We start from the raw sequence: 16692 nt of genomic DNA, 5'->3' as shown, positions 1-16692 counted from the left end.
CGGTGTGCTCGGCCCCCAGGCCGTGCACACCGCCCCTCCGCACGCCGACTTAAGGCGATCCCGCCCGCGACGACGGAGTCGGCGCCATCAAACACAGTTCTGCCGCGCCCTACAGCCCAACCCAACCCAGACTAACTACTGATGAGCCTTAGCCGCCCGCAACGCGATCCACTGCCGCATCGCATACTCGACCAGCGTAATCAACGTCTGCTTCGTCGATTCCCGCTCCCGAGCGTCACACCGCACGATCGGAATGCTCGAATCAATGGACAGCGCCTCGCGCACATCATTGATGTCGTGCTCCAGCACTCCGTCGAACGTGTTCACGCCGACGATGTACGGCAGCCCGCGGTCCTCGAAGAAGTCGATCGGCGCGAACGAATCCGCCAGCCGCCGGGTGTCCGCGAGCACGACCGCACCGATCGCGCCGCGCACCAGGTCGTCCCACATGAACCAGAACCGCTGCTGGCCGGGCGTGCCGAACAGGTAGAGGATCAGGTCCGCGTCGAGCGAGACGCGGCCGAAGTCCATGGCGACCGTGGTGGTCGTTTTGTACGGGGTCTGGTCGAGGTTGTCGATGCCGCGGCTGGCGTCGGTCATCATCGCCTCGGTGGTGAGCGGAACGATTTCCGACACCGAACCCACGAAGGTCGTCTTGCCCGCTCCGAAGCCGCCCGCCACCACGATCTTCGCCGATGTCATGGTCGGGGGCGCGGTTTCCCGCGGTGCCTTAAAGCCGACGGAGTCCACTCAAAACCCTTTCCATCAACATCAAGTGTGCTTCGGCGCCGTCCTGGCCCGAGATCGTCCGGTGCACGGTGACGAGGCCGGCGTCGGCCGCGTCGCTGATCAGCACCCGTGCCACCCCCAGCGGCACCGACAGCACCGCGGCGATCTCCGCCACCGAACGCGGGGTCCGGCACGATTCCATGATCGAGATGCTCTCGATCTGTTCCGCCGCCGCCTGGGGGAAGCCCCCCGCGGCGACATGGTCTTTGGTGGAGATCAGAGTCTCCAGTTCGAGCGCGTAGTTCGCCCGGGTGCGCCCGCCGGTGAGAGCGTACGGGCGCACGATCGACGTCTCCTCGGCCGGGTCCACCCGATCGTGGCGCTCGGGGCGGACGATCGCCGACGGCATCGAGAACTCGCCGCTCGGCGGTCCCGGGTCGAAGAGCCCGCCTGGTCTGGGGCCGTCGGAGTCCGTACTGCCCGGTGGAGAGACGAGAGAGGTCACACCATCTCCTTGGTCGGCCGGCGGCACAGGTGCCGGCGGCGGGTCCGCTGCCGCGTGCGCTCCCGCGGCGGGCGGCGCTGGGGACTGGGATTCCTTCGTTTCTTTGCCGCTCTTCTTCCGTTTTCTGCGCGAGCGGCCCGAATCCAGGCTGAACCCGTTGAGGACGTCGGCGAACGTGCCGTCGTCCCCGGCGGCGGGCTCCTCCCCGCGCGGGGGCTCGCCGCCGGCACCGGGCTCTTCGCCGAACAATCCGGACCCCTGGCTCATCGCGCCATCATCCCACCGGTTCGCCGATCAGCGAGCCCCCGGCGCCCTGCAGCTGCGCGCGCAGCTCGGGGGTCAGGATCTGGCCGACGCGGTCGACGAGCATGGTCATCTCGTAGGCGACCTGCCCGATGTCGCAGTTGGGCGCGGCGAGGATCGCCAGGCAGGAGCCGTCGCTGATGGACATCAGCACCATGATGCCGAGTTCCATCTCGACGACGGTCTCCCGCACCGAGCCTGCCTCGAAGCACCGGGCGGCGCCCTGGGTGAGGCTGACGAGCCCGGACGCCACGGCGGCGAGCTGGTCGGCGCGGTCGAGCGGCAGCCGGTTGGAGGCCGTCAGCAGGAGACCGTCGGCAGACACGACGACCGCGTGCGCGACGCCCGGGACGCGGTCGGCGAAGTCGTTCACCAGCCAGCCGAACTGGTTCTGCTGCGGCTGAGCCGCATTCGGCGAGGTCATTCACCCTCCAATGTTTCGTGGTTCGTCTCAGCGGCCTGCGCGGTGCGGTGCCTGCCGCGCTGGATCCCCTGCTGGAAACTGCTCAGGCGACCGCGCACGTCGTGCGCGTCGCGGGACGGACGGGGGCTCGCCGACCCGGCGGGCGGCGGTGCGCTGCCGGGAAGTAGCTGTTCGCCCCGGCGGCGCCGGGGCAATCCTGCCGAAGTGAAGGAAGCGGGCGTCGACTGGGACACCGACTGGACCGTCCGCCACCCTTCGTCGGAACCGAAGTTCCACTCAGCGGTAGCTTCGGCAGGATCTGGGGCGGGGCTCGCCGAACCGTCGGAGCCGGACGGCTCGGGGGGCGCGGACGGCGCCTGCGGGGCGTCCTGTCCGGCGGAGGACTGCCGCGACGGAGCCTGTCCCGGCACCAGCGGCTGACCCCAGAGCCCGGTCTTGGCCGGAGTCGCGGCCTGTCCCGGAGTTCCGGACTGGCTCGGCGACGCGGCCTGTCCAGGCGTTCCGGACTGGCTCGGAGTTCCGGACTGGCTCGGCGACGCGGTCGGTCCCGGCATTCCGGTCTGGCCCGGGAGGTTCTGGCCCGGCGTCCGGGTCTGGCCCAGTCCCCCGGCCAGCCCCTGCGCCGAAGCCGAAGCGGCCGGAGTCGCCGGAGCCTGGTCCGCTGTCGAGCCGGACTGCGCCGCGTTCTCCGTCGGCTGGCCCGGCGCGGCGGCCGGGGACTGCGTGGCGCTGCGCCACGTCGTCAACGGCGAAGCCTTGCCCGGCACCGGATTCTCCGCGGGCGTGCCCCACAGCGACGTCTGCTCCGTGCCCTGCGGCGAAGCAGGCGCGGCCGGTGCGGAAGACGCGGAAGCCGGTCCGTTCGCCGAAGGGCTGTCCGTCTTCTCCGGCGCCGCGGTCTGGCCGTTCGCCGAAGCCTGCGCCGCCTGCGACGCGGGAGTCTGTCCCGTGCCGGAGACCGCCGCTTCGAGCCCGGCCACTGCCGCCGGGACCTGGTTCGGATCGGTCGGCGGAGCGGGCGGGAGGCTGCTTGCGCCCTTGCGGCGGGTCGGCAGGTTGTCCGGCTTGTCCGGCCGGACGCCCCGGTTCGGTTGCGGCGCGGGCAGTTCCGTGCGCGCGGCGGCGGGCTGGCGCGGCCATCCGCCGTCCGGGTCGAACGCAGGGGGCACGGCCGGGACGGGAGCCGTCTCGTCCGGCGAGTCCGCGTCCGCGGGCCGTTCGCCGAAGCCGGCGGGCGCGTTTGTCGCGCCGGAACCCGGCTGGCCGCCGAACAAACCGGCCGAACCCGGGGTGCGCTGCGGCATCCCGCCGGGACGGTTCTGGTCCGCGGGAACGCCGAACGCGCCCGCGACCGTCTGCCGCCGCCGGATCGCCGCGTCGTGGGCGCGAGCCCGCTCCGGCGACGTCGTGGCGCTCGAAGTGTCCGAAGTGTCCGCGGTACCGGAATCCGCGGTGCTGCCCGTGGTTTCCGGCTCCGTCCCGCGAACTTCCTGCCGGCCGCGCGTGACGCCGCGCTGGAAGCTGTTCAGCCGCCCCCGCACGTCCGCCGGGTCGCGGACCGGGAGGTCCAGGAGACCCTTGCCCGGCGCTTCCGCCGGGGGCACCGCCGGTTCCGGCGCGGCGCTGCCCGGCATGAGCTGTTCGCCGCGGCGGCGCCGGGGCAGGCCCGACTTGGTGAACGCGGTCGGCTCCACTTGGGACAGTGCCTGCACCGTCCGCCAGTTTTCGTCGCTCGCGAAATCCCAGTTGCGCTGCTGCTGTTCCTCGTCCGCTTCCTGCTCTGCGGCGGCCTTGCCGGACGCCGAAGTCGCCGACGAAGCGGGCGAAGCGGAGGCGGACGGAGGCTGTGCGGGCGAACGGAACCAGGCCGACAGCATCTCGTCGAAGATCGGCGTGTTCTCGATCGTCGTCTCGGCCGCGGACGGCGGCGGGACCTCCGGCACCTGCTGCGCGGCCTGATTCCACCAGTCGCTCAGCGTCGTCGCGTTGGCCGCGGAGAAAAGGTCCTTGCCCGAGGGCAGTTCGCCGTCGCGCTCGTCGCGGGTTTCCGCGGCCGGTTCCGGTGCGGGCTCCGGGCGCGGCGGCGGGACGTCGACGATCTGCGGCAGCTTCGGCGCGGGCGGCGGCGGGGCGGGCGTGTCGTCGTCGCGCGGGATCGGGCTGAACAGCGCGGTTCCGGACACCTCGAGGTCTGACGGCGGACGCGCGACCTTGTCCCCGGAGAAGCCCGCGAGGTCGCCGGCCGACGGCCAGCGCTGCGTCTCCTCGGAGTTGCTGCCCTGCTGCGGAACGAGACCCGGCACGGCCGACCCGTTGGCCGGACGCTGGCGCCGCGGCAGCCCGCCCGGCGCGACCGGCGGGGCGGCGAGGCTCGCCTTGGGGCCGGGCAGCTGGCCGGGTTCGGACCGGTCGCCCGGCGCGGTGGCCAGGCCGGTCATCACCAGCTCCGGCGGAACCACCACGGTGGCCCGCACGCCGACGATGTCCTTGCCGCCGTGCAGCGAAACGCCGATGCGGTGGCGGCCGGCGAGGCGGCCGACCACGAACAGGCCCATCCGGCGCGAGGTCGCGAGGTCGACCGAGCCCGAGTCGGTGAGCCTGCCGTTGGCCTCCACCACCTCGTACTCGTTCATGCCGATGCCCTTGTCGAGGATGTCGACGTTGAGCGAACCGTCCTCGGCGAGCCGCGTCGCGACCGTCACCTGGGTTTCCGGCGCGGAGAACGCGGTCGCGTTGTCCAGCAGCTCCGCGATGAGCCGCTGGACGTCGCTCGCGGCGAACCCGACGATCTTCACCGCGGGCGGGTGCTGCACCGAAACCCGTTGGTACTGCTCGATTTCCGACACCGCGGCGCGCAGCACGTCGTGCGTGGCGACCGGCTGGCCGGAGCGGCGGCCCGGCTCGGCGCCGGAGAGGACCATCAGGTTCTCGTTGTTGCGCCGCATCCGGGTGGCGAGGTGGTCGAGCTGGAACAGCGTGGCGAGCTGGTCGGCGTCCTCCTCGTCGCGCTCCAGCCGCTCGATCAGCTGCAGCTGGCGCTGCACGAGGCTCTGGCTGCGGCGCGACAGGTTGACGAACACGCTGGAGTAGCCGGCCCGCATCGCGGCCTGTTCGGTCGCGAGCCGCAGCGCCTGGCTGTGCACCTTCTCGAACGCCCGCGCGACCTCGCCGACCTCGTCCTGCACCTGGAGCGGCACCGGTTCGACCTCGACGCTCTGCGCGCGGCCCTCCTGGATGTTGCGGACCGCCTCGGGCAGGTCCTTCTCCGCGACGTCCAGCGCGCTGCGGCGCAGGATCTTCAGCGAGCGCAACAGCTGGCGGGCGATGACGAACACGACCGCGGCGGCCGCGGCGAGCGCCGCGAACAGCAGCACGGCCAGCAGGCCGGCGCTGCTGCCGGCGTCCTCGACCAGCTGGGACGACGCGGCGGTGAGGTCGTTGCTGATCCGGCCCGAGACCTCGCTCAGCTGCGAGACCACCGCGCTCGAGGACTTGTTCCACTCCTGCGGCGAGATCCGCTTGAGCGCGTCGTCGGTGGAGACGCCCTGCCCGCCCAGCACGGTGCCGAGCATCCGCTTGCGGTCGTAGGAGGTGTCCGGCTTGATCGTGCTCTCGAAGTCGAGGCGCTGCGGCGCGGTGGCGGCCGCGTTGAAGTCGGCGACGCGGTCGTCGAAACGCAGTTCCGCGTCGCGCACGTCGCTCAGCTGCTGCGGGGTGAGCGTGCCTGCCGAGATGCCGTAGCCGACCAGGGACTGGGTGACCGACACCTGTTCTTTGGCGGCTTCGAGGTCGTGCAGCGCGCTCGGGGTGCTGCCGAGCGCGTCGGCGCTCGCGCCCGCCGACACCGCGGTGTCGGCTCCGATCAGCGCGCTGGTGACGGCGTTGTAGTCGCCGACGGCCTCGGCCGCGTTCAGCAGGCCTGCCCCGACCTGCTGGCGGATCACCGCGATCTCGTTGACCTGCGCGGTCGCCGAGTTCACCGCGCCGGACACGCTCGAGCCGTCGGCCCCGACCCTCGCGGCCGCCTCGGTGAACGGCGCGACCGCCGCGTCGGTGGCCGCGCGGGCGGACTTCAGTTCGGGGGTGACGCCCGAGGTGCCCGCGATGAGCTGGGCGGCGGTCTGGGTGCGCTCGCGCTGCAGCCCGTCGGTGAGCGCGCGCAGCTGGGTGCTCAGCGCGACGAGCCGGTCGATCCGCTGGTAGTCGCTCGAGCGCGAAACCTGGCCCGCGATGGCGGTGATGCCGAGGACGAGCGCGAGCACGATGGGGACGATCGTGACCGCGGACAGCTTGACCGGCAGGCTCCAGTCCCGCCAGCGCAACGCCGCCCGCCAGCCCGACGACCAGCGCGGCCGCTTGGGCGGGCGGCCGAGCAGCTTCTCCACAGGCACTTGGCCTTCTCCTGCAACGGTCACGAAAGTGACTCCCTGTCCGGCGTCGTGGCGGCCCGTCGGCGGTTCCCGCGGCTGCATCCGCTCCCGGCGCGCTCCGCGCTCCCGGCGCGGAGTCCCGCGGTCCGCCTGCCCGCGCGTCCGACCGGGGGCGGGCACGACCGTGTTGATCCTTCACCGGTCCGGGAGGCGAGCGGCTTCCCGGGACTATGCACGTGCACGACGCAACTTGCGGACTGCACGGCGGTGGTCGAGATCAACTTGTCTGCGCCTTATCGATCGCTGCGGGCGGCTGGGGCCAAAGAATCGTACACCAATCGCCGCCTGCGTTATTGCGTTCCGCATCGGGGTGCTGACCTGGGAAAATAGTCGGACCGCGCGAACTCGGAGCCGGGGATTCGACAAGGATCGCCCGCCGCGGGAATTCCGGTTACCCGGCGCTCTCGGCCTCGGCGTCCGGCCGTCACCCGATTAGCCCACACAGGGTAAGCGACACCCTCGATGGGACTACGCTCCGTGCCCCCATCGGGTGGGTGCCCCCGGAAGTTGAACCCGATGTTGTGGAGATGCAGCGACGCGCCGCTCGACCCGGTGATTTTTGCCAGCCTCCCTTCTCTGCCTGGGAATCCCCGCCGGGCCGCGGACCTGCCCGCCGAAGCGGAGCGGCCGCCCCGCCCGGCGGCTACGACCGGTCACCGTATTGGATCTTGACCGGCCCGTCACTCCGCCATCTGCCGCAACCCGGACCGGACCCGGCAACTCCCCGTGACACGGGTGCTCACTATTCCGAGTGATCAGCCCGTGATCTGCCCGGACACGCCGTTTCGCGCTATTTCCCGGGCGAAAAGGAATTTCCGGCGCCCTCGCGAACCGGCTTTTTCCGCGTTCCGGCGGCGTCGTTACTATGGCCGCCTCCCAGTCCGCAAGGGCGATCCGGGCGCTTTCCCGAACGAGCCCGGCGCCATCCACCGCGCAAGTTGCCGGAGGCAGCCATGCACAACGTCGCGCGCACCACCGGAGCGGCCGCCTCGGCCGAGGACACCGGTCAGATGCCCGCGCTGTTCGACCGCGAAGGAGGCGACGCCGCCCCGCGCGGCAGGCGCCGCAAGCGCGGTCCGGACTACGAGCAGATCCAGCGCAGCCCCCAGTTCCGCTCGCTGCGCAGCCGCTTCCGCAGGTTCGTGTTCCCGATGAGCATCGGGTTCTTCGCCTGGTACCTCGTCTACGTCGTGCTCGCCGCCTACGCGGGCGACTTCATGAGCACGCCGGTCTTCGGCCTGGTCAACGTCGGCATGCTGCTCGGCCTCGGCCAGTTCGTCACCACCGCGGCGATCACCGCGCTCTACGTCCGCTTCGCCGACCGCGAGATGGACCCGCGCGCCGCTGAGATCCGCGCGCAGGCCGCTGTCACGGAAGGAATGCCTCAGTGACCACCACTTCGCTCGCCGAAGGAGCTTCGGCGAGCAACCCGTTGATCAACACCGGGGTGTTTGCGCTGTTCGTCGCGATCACCCTGTTCGTGGTCTACCGCGCGGGCAACCGCCGCTCGTCCACCTCGGGCTACTACACCGCCGACAGCGCCTTCACCGGACGGCAGAACGGCGTGGCGCTGTCCGGCGACTTCCTGTCCGCGGCGTCGTTCCTCGGCATCGCCGGCGCGATCGCGATCAACGGCTACGACGGCTTCCTCTACTCCATCGGCTTCCTCGTCGCGTGGCTCGTCGACCTGCTGCTGCTCGCGGAGCTGCTGCGCAACACCGGCCGCTTCACCATGGGCGACGTGCTCAGCTTCCGGATGAAGCAGCGTCCGGTGCGCGCCGCGTCGGCCACGTCGACGCTGGTCATCTCCTTCTTCTACATGCTCGCGCAGATGGCGGGAGCGGGCGGCCTCGTGGCGCTGCTGCTGGACGTCCACTCCAAGTGGGGCCAGGCGCTGGTGATCACCGTGGTCGGGCTGGTGATGATCTCCTACGTGCTGCTCGGCGGCATGAAGGGCACCACCTGGGTGCAGATCATCAAGGCCACCATCCTGCTCACCGCGGCCTCGCTGATCACCGTGTTCCTGATGGGCAAGTACGGCTTCAACTTCTCGAGCCTGCTGCGCGCGGCCTCCGACCACAGCCCGATGGGCAAGGACCTGCTCTCCCCCGGCGGCTCCTACGGCAAGAACGGGACCACGAAGCTCGACTTCGTGTCGCTGTCGCTGGCCTTGGTGCTCGGCGTCGCTTCGCTGCCGCACGTGCTGATGCGCTTCTACACCGTGCCGAATGCCCGCGAGGCGCGCCGCTCGGTGGTGTGGGCGACCGCGTGCATGTTCGTGTTCTACCTGTGCACGCTGGTGATCGGCTTCGGCGCGGCGGCGATCGTCGGCCCGGACGAGATCAAGGCCGCGCCCGGCGGCGAGAACTCGGCCGCGCCGCTGCTGGCCCTGCACGTGGGCGGGACGGTGCTGCTCGGCGTGATCTCGGCGGTCGCGTTCGCGACGATCCTCGCCGTGGTGGCCGGGCTGACGCTGACCGCGTCCGCCTCGTTCGCGCACGACGTCTACGCGAACATCATCAAGAACGGCAAGGCGGAGCCGGAGGACGAGGTCCGGGTCGCCCGGCTGACCGCGGTCGTGATCGGCGTGTTCGCCATCGTCGGCGGCATCCTCGCCAACGGCCAGAACATCGCGTTCCTCGTGGCGCTCGCGCTCGCGGTGGCGGCTTCGGCGAACCTGTCGACGCTGCTGTACTCGCTGTTCTGGAAGCGGTTCAACACCACCGGGACGCTGTGGAGCATCTACGGCGGGCTCATCGCCTGCGTCGTGCTGGTGCTGTTCTCGCCGGTGGTGTCGGGCGCGCCGGACTCGATCTTCCCGGGCGTCGACTTCCACTGGTTCCCGCTGAAGAACCCGGGCCTGGTGTCGATCCCGGTGTCGTTCCTGTGCGGCGCGATCGGCACGTTCGTCGGCCGCTCGAAGGGCGATCCGTCCAAGCACGCGGAGATGGAGGTCCGGTCGCTGACCGGCATCGGCTTCGGCTCCTGACCCCTGGCACGAAAAAACCGCGGCGCCCGGAAGTTCCCGGGCGCCGCGGTTTTTTTGCTGCTCAGAAGATGTCGCGCCCGGCCTGCACGCGGTGCGTCACCCGGCGTTCGACGACGAACGACACGAACGGGACGCATCCGGCCAGCAGCACCAGGACGGTGCTCTTGATCGACCAGCGGGCCTTGATCGCGAGGTCGATGGTGAGCACCAGGTAGATCATGTAGAGCACGCCGTGGATCGGCGAGTACACCTGAGCGGGCGTGGCGTTGCCGAAACCGTACTCGATGATCATGGTGGCGCAGAGGGCGAGCAGGCCGACGCCGGTCACGTACGCGCTCGCGCGGAACCGGGTCAGCGAGCCGGACACCTTCGACTGGCGGGTCGGGGCGGCACCGTCGGTGCTGGTCGTCATGGGAGCGTCCTCATTTCCGCGGGCGTTCAGGACTGCTGGTCGCGGGCGTTGAGCTCGCGCAGGTAGCGGTTGTAGGCGGCGAGTTCGTCGTCTTCTTCGACGGGTGCCGCGGCCGGTCGCGGAGCGGGCACGCGAACCGGAGCCGGGGCGGGTGCGGTCTGGCCTGCTTGGCTGCGGGCTTCCTCTTCGCGTTCGCGCAGCTTCTTGATGCGCCAGAACATGAACGCGGGGAAGAGTCCGAAAAGCGGCCATTGCAGCACGTAGCCGAGGTTCTGGAAGGTGCCGGTGGCGGACGTGAACCGGTCCCACTGCCACCAGGCCAGCCCGCAGCACAACGCCAGGCTCACGACGCTCGTGGCGACGATCATGAGCCGGCGCCCGAGCGGGGACACGGCCGGGCCGGGATCTGCAGGCACGGTATCGACGCTAGCACTGGCTCGAGAAAGCGTTGCTGAGAGGCGGCGAGGCCGTGACCGGGGCCCCACCCGGCGCTCGCCGCCGGATTCGCCGCTGGTGATGCGGCGGAGCTGGCCTCGAGCGGACCCCGGAAGACTCGCGCCCGTGTCGTGAGGAAATCCAAGTCCGTGAAGGACTCCTTGAGGGAATCTGATTCCCTCAAGGAGTCCTTCACGGACGAGGGTCGGAGAACCAGGACCGGAGAGTGCGAGGTGCGGCGGGCCAGGCGTCAGCCCGCTTGCACCTTCTGCGCGGCCTTCGCGTAACCGTCGGCCAGGCCGAAGACCTTCTGCGCGTACTCCGTCGAGTTGTTGTACGACAGGATCCCCGCCCACCAGCCCGCCGGGCCGGCCATGTCACGGCCGCCCGCGCACAGGTAGCGGGCGGCGGTGAGGGCGGCGTCGTCGATTTGCTGCGGGTCGGCGCGGCCGTCGCCGGTGGCGTCGGACGCCCATTTCCGCCAGGTGCCCGGGATGAACTGCATGGGGCCGACCGCGCGGTCGGCGACCGGGTCGCCGTCGAGCTGGCCGCCGTCGGTGTCGCTGATCGCGCGGACGCCGGAGGAGCCGTCGAGCGGGACGCCGATGATCGGCTTCGACGGGCGGCCGTCGGCGCCGAGGACCGCTCCGCCGTACTGGCCGTGGTTGGACTCGATGCGGCCGATGCCGGCGAGCGTCGCCCAGGAAATGTGGCAGCCGCGGTCGACCTCGCGCATCGCGAGTTCCGCGTTGCCGTACGCGCGCACCGCGCGGGCCGGGATGCCGGTGGCGGGCGCGACCTTGTCCGCCCAGCCCTGCAGCGGGTCGCCGCCGGTCGGGCGCGCCGACTGCGGCGCGGTGCCCTGGTCCGCCGCTCCGCCCGCGGCGACAGCGCTGACCGGAGCGATCGAACCGGGTTTGACGTCGACCGCCTTGACGCTCAGCGCCGGGATGTCCGTCGTGGTGGGACTGGCTTCCGGGGCGGCTGCCCTGGTGACGATCCAGACCCCGCCGCCCGCGACCGCGAGCACCGCGACGACGACGGCGAGCCGCACCGCGAGCGCGGCGCCGTGACCGCGGCGGGCGGGCGAGGGGGCGGCAGCGGGAGCCGCGGTCTCGTCCCCGGTCTGCGCGGTGTCGGGGGTCTGTCCGGTGGCGGGCACGAAACTCCGGTCCTCCAGCATGGCTTGGGGTTCGCAACACACAACGAGCCCGCGCAGGTTAGCGTTACGCACGCATCGCCATGTCCCCCGCCACGCCGGTTCACCCGGCCGGGTAATCCGGGTTCCGTCAGGTGGACGGTTGACGCCACACAAACACCACGAGCCCCACGCCGAGGTGATTGCGGCGTACCGGCCGAAGACACTTCCGCTGCTGCTTCGGTCCGTCGGTCAGCCGTGCGGTGTCGGGCTTCAGCCAGGCAACACCGTCGGAAAAGAATTTCGCCGCACCGCGACAGCCGCTTCGCCGTGTTGCCTGGCCGATTCACCGACCAGGCAACACAGCTGCCAAACAGGCTTCAGTGACCGCGCGAGCCGCGCGAGAATTCAGAACTTCCTCAAAGAGCCGGCCGCCCGGGAATCCACGGGCCGGTCCGGCGAACCGTCAAGCAGGCTTCTGCTGCCGCGCCAACCGCGCGACGCACCACGCGGGCGCGCTGCCGCGGCGAAGGTGCTGCAGCACCGTCATCGGGCCGAGCCGCCGCGCCAGGTCGGACGGCGCGAGACCGGCCGCCCGGTAGTCCAGGGCCCGCTGGTCGAGCGGGCTGATGCCGGCGTCCCACCACTGCTGGGCTTCGGCGACGTCGCCGACCATCTGCCACCAGCCCGCGGCGGCGACGAGCAGTTCCTCCGGGACCTCCGGCAGCCGGGCGCGCATCGCGTCCAGATAGCCGGGGTCGGCGGCCTCGACCGGGGCCCAGCGGGCGGGTCCGGACCGGGCGCGCTGGCCGGGAATGCCGGGCGGAGCGGCCGGCGCGTCGGCCAGCCAGGCCGAGGCGATGCGATCGACCTCCTGCTCCTCAGGGGTCTTCTCGCGCTCGGCCGACCACTGCCGGATCAACGCGTCCACTCCGGGATCTCCGGTCATCCCTGCCTCCTCATCGGTCCCCGACGGGCAGGCCTTTCGACCGCCTGCCCCGCTGCGCGTCCACGACTGGCACCCCACGCGTGACCGGGCCGAATACCCGCCGTGACCCGGTTCCCGGGGGACCGGAGAACCGGCTGATCACGCAATGTGAGCACCGTAGGGCGGCACCTGCTTTCTCCGCCATACCCCGGGCCCCGGAAATTCCGTGACCAGGAGGTTTCAGGGGCCAATCCACCCGGATGGTCGAGCGAAGTGCCCGAATCCCGGGATCCGGTGACAATGCGTGACTAGCTGGCCGGACGGACGCGCGGAGGCGTCCCGGCGGGCAGGAAAAGCCGGGTCAGGCGAAGAGGCTCTTGAAGAAGGTGACGATCGCTTCGGCGCCGTCCTTGAGCCCGCCGAGCACGCGGTGCACGAAGGCCGCGGAGTTGGTGGGCTGCGTGATCAGGAAGAACAGCACGAGCGCGACCACTCCGACGACGACGATCTTCTTCAGGCCGCTCGACATGGTTTCGTTCCCCTCCGCTCACCCGGCCTCCGGTCGGACGCCGGCCCCGCCTCGGCAGAGTCGGCTCCCACTGTAGTGACGACGCGGCGGAATGGCCCGCCGCAGGCCCCGATCCAGCCAGAAAGCTCACGGCCGGGTGACGCCGGTCACCAACGGGTGATCATGTCCCGCGCGGCGCCCCGGTAGGCTCCGCCGATGGACGACGGCGAAGTGACGCTCCGCCCCGTGCGCGAGTCCGACCTCGATCTGCTGGAAGCGCTGACCAACGACCCGGAGACAGTCGGCGAGCACCAGTGGTTCGGCTGGCACGACCCCGGCTACATCCGGCGGCTCTGGCGCGAAAACGGCATGCTGACCACCGACAACGGCATGCTCGTCCCGACGCTCGACGAACGCCCGCTCGGGCTCGTGTCGTGGCATCGCACGCGGACCGGCCCGCACACCTACTGCTGGAACATCGGCATGGTCCTGCTGCCGGAGGCGCGCGGGCACGGCCTCGGCGCGCAGGCGCAGCGGCAGCTCGTGCGCTACCTGTTCGCGCACACGCAGTTCAACCGCGTCGAGGCCAGCACGGAGGTCGGCAACCGGGCCGGGCAGCGTTCGCTGGAGAAGGCCGGGTTCACCCGCGAGGGGATCCTGCGCGGGTTCGATTTCCGCGACGGCCAGTGGCGCGATCACCTCCTCTACTCGGTGATCCGGTCTGACTTGTGAGTGTTTAAGCCGGTTAGAACCGGTTCAACCACTCACGAGATCGCGCCCGCCTCCCGCAGCGCCGCGACCCCGGCGTCGTCGTAGCCCAGCTCCGCCAGCACTTCCGCGGTATCGGAGCCCTTCTCGTGCGGTGCCTCCGGCGTGGCGGCGGGCGTCCGGTCGAACCGCGGCGCCGGCGCGGGCTGCACCGTGCCGCCGATGTCCACGAACGTCCCGCGCGCCGCGTTCTGCGGATGCTCGGCGGCCTCCCACGGCGACAGCACCGCCGTGAGACACGCGTCGGTGCCTTCCGCCCGCGCGAGGAGTTCGTCGCGCGGGAACCGGCCGACCGCTTCCTCCAGGATCTTGCGCAGCCGCGGCCATTGGCTCTGGTCGAGGTGCATCGGCAGGTCCTCGTTCTCCAGCCCGAGCACCTTGACGAGGTCGGCCCAGAACCGCATCTCGATCGCGCCGACGGCGACGTACTTGCCGTCCGCGGTCTCGTAGGTGTCGTAGAACGGCGCACCGCCGTCGAGGAGGTTTTCGCCGCGCTCCCCCGGCCACACGCCTGCCGCGCGCATTCCGTGCAGGCTGGTGGTGAGCAGCGCGGCGCCTTCCACCATCGACGCGTCCACGACCTGCCCGCGCCCGGACGTCGTGCGCTCGTGCAGCGCGGCCAGCACTCCCATCGCGAGCATCAGGCCGCCCCCGCCGAAGTCGCCGACCAGGTTGAGCGGCGGCACCGGGCGTTCGCCCGCCCGGCCGATCGGGTCGAGCGCGCCGGCGACGCCGATGTAGTTGATGTCGTGCCCGGCCGCCGACGCGAGCGGACCGTCCTGGCCCCAGCCGGTCATCCGGCCGTACACGAGCCGCGGGTTGCGTGCGTGCACCTGCTCCGGGCCGATGCCCATCCGCTCCGCGACGCCCGGCCGGAAGCCTTCGATCAGCACGTCGGCGCTTTCGGCCAGCTTCAGCACCAATTCGACGCCCTCGGGCGTTTTCGTGTTCACCCCGACCGAACGCCTGCCGCGAGCGAGCGGGTCGTTCGGGATGCCGAGCACGTCGGCGCCCGGGGTGGCGCGGTCGACGCGGATCACGTCGGCGCCGAGGTCGGCCAGGATCATGCAGGCGAACGGAGCAGGCGCGAGCCCGGCCAGCTCCACCACCCGCAGCCCGGCGAGCGGACCTTGTTTCACGGCGAAGTCCTTTCTCAGTCCGACACCTGCGGCGCAGCCGCTCCGTTGAGGGCGGCGGCGGGGCGGCAGCTGGGGATTCTCAGAGCGTGCGGGAGATGATTTCCTTCATGATCTCGCTGGTTCCGCCGAAGATCCGCGAGATCCGCACGTCCGCCCAGGCCCGCGCGATCGGGTACTCGGTCATGTAGCCGTAGCCGCCGAACAGCTGCAGGCAGTCGTCCACGACCTTGTTCACCCGCTCAGTCGTCCACAGTTTCGCCATCGCTGCGCCCTGCACGTCGAGTTCGCCGCGCAGATGCCGTTCGATGCACTGGTCGAGGAATGCGCGCGAAACCGCGGCTTCCGTCGCCGCCTCGGCGAGCTTGAACTTCGTGTTCTGGAAGTTGAAGATCGGACGGCCGAACGCCGTGCGTTCCTTGGTGTAGTCGATGGTCAGGTTCACTGCGGCTTCCAGGCCGGCGACCGCGGTCACGGCGATGATCAGCCGTTCCTGCGGCAGCTGCAGCATCAACTGGATGAAGCCCTGGCCCTCGGCGTCGCCGAGCAGGTTCGCGGCGGGCACTCGGACGTCGTCGAAGAACAGCTCGGCGGTGTCCTGGCCCTTGAGCCCGACCTTGTCGAGCACGCGGCCGCGGCGGAAGCCCGGGGTGTCGGTCTCGACCACGATCAGCGAGACGCCCTGCGCGCCCGCGTCCGGGTCGGTCTTGCACGCGACCACGACGAGGTCGGAGTGGAAACCGTTGGTGATGAAGGTTTTCGCGCCGTTGATCACATAGTGGTCGCCGTCGCGGACCGCGCGGGTCTTGATGTTCTGGAGGTCTGAACCAGTGCCCGGTTCGGTCATCGCGACCGCGCCGACCATCTCGCCGGTGGCCATCTTCGGCAGCCACTCGCGCTTCTTCTCTTCCGACGCGTAGGCCAGGATGTAGTGCGCCACGATTCCACTGTGGACGGTCACGCCCCAAGCGCTGTCCCCGGCGCGAGCCTGCTCCTCGTACAGCACGGCCTCGTGCGCGAACGTGCCGCCGCCCCCGCCGTACTCCTCCGGGATCGACAGGCACAGCAGGCCGAGTTCGCCCGCCTTGGTCCAGATTTCGCGGTCGAGCTTCTTCTCCGCCGCCCAGCGCTCCTGGTTCGGCACGAATTCCTTCTGCAGGAACGACCGGGCGAGCTCCCGGAGGTCCTCGAGTTCGGTGGTGCTCCACGAGCTCTTCTGGGTCTGCAACGGCACGGCTGGGCCTCCCGCGAACTGGAAAACATGACGCTTGGCAGGTAAGTTCTGAGCGGAATGTACATCCCATCCGTCCGGTACGTAAAGCAGGAGCCGCGATGACTGAGGTCGCCCGGGGACACCGCACCCAGGCCGAACGCCGCGAGCAGACGCGCACCGCCCTGCTGGACGCGACCATCGACTGCCTGGTCGACATCGGGTACTCGCGGGCGTCGGTGCAGGAGATCTGCACCCGCGCAGGTGTCTCGAAAGGCGCGGTGCAGCACTACTTCGCGACGAAAGCCGAACTGATGGCGGCCGCGGTCGAGCACCTCACCACCAAACTGCGCACCCAGCTCGCCGCCTCGCTCGGCTCGCTGCCGGGCGGCGCGTCGGGCGTCGCGGCGGCGATCGACCTGCTGTGGGAGGGCTACTCGGGCACGCTGTCGACCGCGGTCACCGAGCTCTGGGTGGCCGCCCGCACCGACCCGGAACTGCGCGCGGCGATCCGCCCGGTCGACCGGGCACTGGGCCGGGCGACGCTGGGACACATCAGCGAAGTCGCCGGCGACCTGCCGAAAGAGCGCGCGGAGATGCTGTTCTGGCTCACCGTGAACCTCACCCGGGGCCTCGCCCTCGACGCCGAACTGGGCGGCGACCCGCGCCGGCGCCGTCAGCTGCTGGAGGAGTGGAAGCGGATCGCCGTGCTGCTGTATTCGGGCGACTAGTTTCCATACCGCCGGTATGGTGTACTCGTCGGTAACACCCGGCCCC

General features: G+C 70.8%; 15 protein-coding genes. 4 read left to right on the top strand and 11 right to left on the bottom strand.

Translation table 11 applies throughout. The features are described from left to right. Positions 1 to 135 precede the first annotated feature (135 nt). From ACZ7OI_RS29765 to ACZ7OI_RS29750, 4 genes are read right to left on the bottom strand one after another with little or no spacing between them, the layout of a single operon-like run. A complete protein-coding gene (locus ACZ7OI_RS29765; protein WP_093574469.1) occupies positions 136 to 750 on the bottom strand; it encodes a GTP-binding protein in 615 nt (204 codons plus the stop codon). Then, positions 731 to 1501, bottom strand: coding sequence for a DUF742 domain-containing protein (locus tag ACZ7OI_RS29760; RefSeq protein ID WP_470267435.1), 771 nt, complete (start codon positions 1499 to 1501; stop codon positions 731 to 733). Before ACZ7OI_RS29760 ends, ACZ7OI_RS29765 begins: the two co-directional genes overlap by 20 nt. Positions 1502 to 1508: 7 nt before the next feature. Next, positions 1509 to 1961 carry a roadblock/LC7 domain-containing protein gene (locus ACZ7OI_RS29755; RefSeq protein ID WP_037809909.1) on the bottom strand — a complete coding sequence of 151 codons (453 nt, stop codon included), beginning with the start codon at positions 1959 to 1961 and terminating at the stop codon, positions 1509 to 1511. Further along, positions 1958 to 6352 carry a sensor histidine kinase gene (locus ACZ7OI_RS29750; RefSeq protein ID WP_470267633.1) on the bottom strand — a complete coding sequence of 1465 codons (4395 nt, stop codon included), beginning with the start codon at positions 6350 to 6352 and terminating at the stop codon, positions 1958 to 1960. Before ACZ7OI_RS29750 ends, ACZ7OI_RS29755 begins: the two co-directional genes overlap by 4 nt. Before the next feature lie 992 nt (positions 6353 to 7344). On the opposite strand from ACZ7OI_RS29750, the gene ACZ7OI_RS29745 reads away from it, so the two are divergent. Both ACZ7OI_RS29745 and ACZ7OI_RS29740 read left to right on the top strand, forming a co-directional pair. Then, a complete protein-coding gene (locus ACZ7OI_RS29745; protein WP_470267434.1) occupies positions 7345 to 7782 on the top strand; it encodes a DUF485 domain-containing protein in 438 nt (145 codons plus the stop codon). Beyond that, positions 7779 to 9380, top strand: a complete 1602-nt coding sequence (locus ACZ7OI_RS29740) for a solute symporter family protein (RefSeq protein ID WP_470267433.1) — start codon at positions 7779 to 7781, stop codon at positions 9378 to 9380. Before ACZ7OI_RS29745 ends, ACZ7OI_RS29740 begins: the two co-directional genes overlap by 4 nt. Positions 9381 to 9441: 61 nt before the next feature. On the opposite strand, the gene ACZ7OI_RS29735 is transcribed toward ACZ7OI_RS29740, so the two are convergent. The 5 genes from ACZ7OI_RS29735 to ACZ7OI_RS29715 all read right to left on the bottom strand — a co-directional run bounded on the left by ACZ7OI_RS29735 (position 9442) and on the right by ACZ7OI_RS29715 (position 12822). Further along, the gene (locus tag ACZ7OI_RS29735; protein ID WP_409182037.1) at positions 9442 to 9792 is read right to left on the bottom strand and encodes a DUF3817 domain-containing protein; all 351 of its coding nucleotides are present in this window, start codon (positions 9790 to 9792) and stop codon (positions 9442 to 9444) included. Between the two features lie 26 nt (positions 9793 to 9818). After that, entirely contained in the window at positions 9819 to 10160 is a 342-nt protein-coding gene (locus ACZ7OI_RS29730; RefSeq protein WP_470267632.1) for a hypothetical protein, read from the bottom strand. Positions 10161 to 10477: 317 nt separating this feature from the next. Next, the gene (locus ACZ7OI_RS29725; protein WP_470267432.1) at positions 10478 to 11410 is read right to left on the bottom strand and encodes a lytic transglycosylase domain-containing protein; all 933 of its coding nucleotides are present in this window, start codon (positions 11408 to 11410) and stop codon (positions 10478 to 10480) included. A gap of 421 nt (positions 11411 to 11831) precedes the next feature. Next, positions 11832 to 12314, bottom strand: a complete 483-nt coding sequence (locus tag ACZ7OI_RS29720; protein WP_037713183.1) for a hypothetical protein — start codon at positions 12312 to 12314, stop codon at positions 11832 to 11834. Between the two features lie 340 nt (positions 12315 to 12654). Beyond that, complete coding sequence (locus ACZ7OI_RS29715) at positions 12655 to 12822, bottom strand: hypothetical protein (protein ID WP_470267431.1); 168 nt, start codon at positions 12820 to 12822, stop codon at positions 12655 to 12657. Positions 12823 to 13017: 195 nt separating this feature from the next. On the opposite strand from ACZ7OI_RS29715, the gene ACZ7OI_RS29710 reads away from it, so the two are divergent. Beyond that, positions 13018 to 13533 (top strand): GNAT family N-acetyltransferase, encoded by a 516-nt coding sequence (locus ACZ7OI_RS29710; protein ID WP_470267430.1) that lies wholly within the window; start codon positions 13018 to 13020, stop codon positions 13531 to 13533. 32 nt (positions 13534 to 13565) lie between these two features. Here the strand turns inward: ACZ7OI_RS29710 and ACZ7OI_RS29705 are convergent, their stop codons facing one another. Beyond that, positions 13566 to 14708 carry a CaiB/BaiF CoA transferase family protein gene (locus tag ACZ7OI_RS29705; protein WP_470267429.1) on the bottom strand — a complete coding sequence of 381 codons (1143 nt, stop codon included), beginning with the start codon at positions 14706 to 14708 and terminating at the stop codon, positions 13566 to 13568. 79 nt (positions 14709 to 14787) lie between these two features. Next, positions 14788 to 15939 carry an acyl-CoA dehydrogenase family protein gene (locus ACZ7OI_RS29700; protein ID WP_470267428.1) on the bottom strand — a complete coding sequence of 384 codons (1152 nt, stop codon included), beginning with the start codon at positions 15937 to 15939 and terminating at the stop codon, positions 14788 to 14790. Positions 15940 to 16037: 98 nt separating this feature from the next. Here ACZ7OI_RS29700 and ACZ7OI_RS29695 point away from each other — a divergent pair, with 98 nt between their 5' ends. Next, complete coding sequence (locus tag ACZ7OI_RS29695) at positions 16038 to 16646, top strand: TetR/AcrR family transcriptional regulator (RefSeq protein ID WP_409182046.1); 609 nt, start codon at positions 16038 to 16040, stop codon at positions 16644 to 16646. Positions 16647 to 16692: the final 46 nt, after the last annotated feature.

It is taken from the genome of Amycolatopsis sp. NPDC114503 (assembly GCF_055633655.1).
This window is presented reverse-complemented; position numbering and strand designations above follow the sequence as displayed.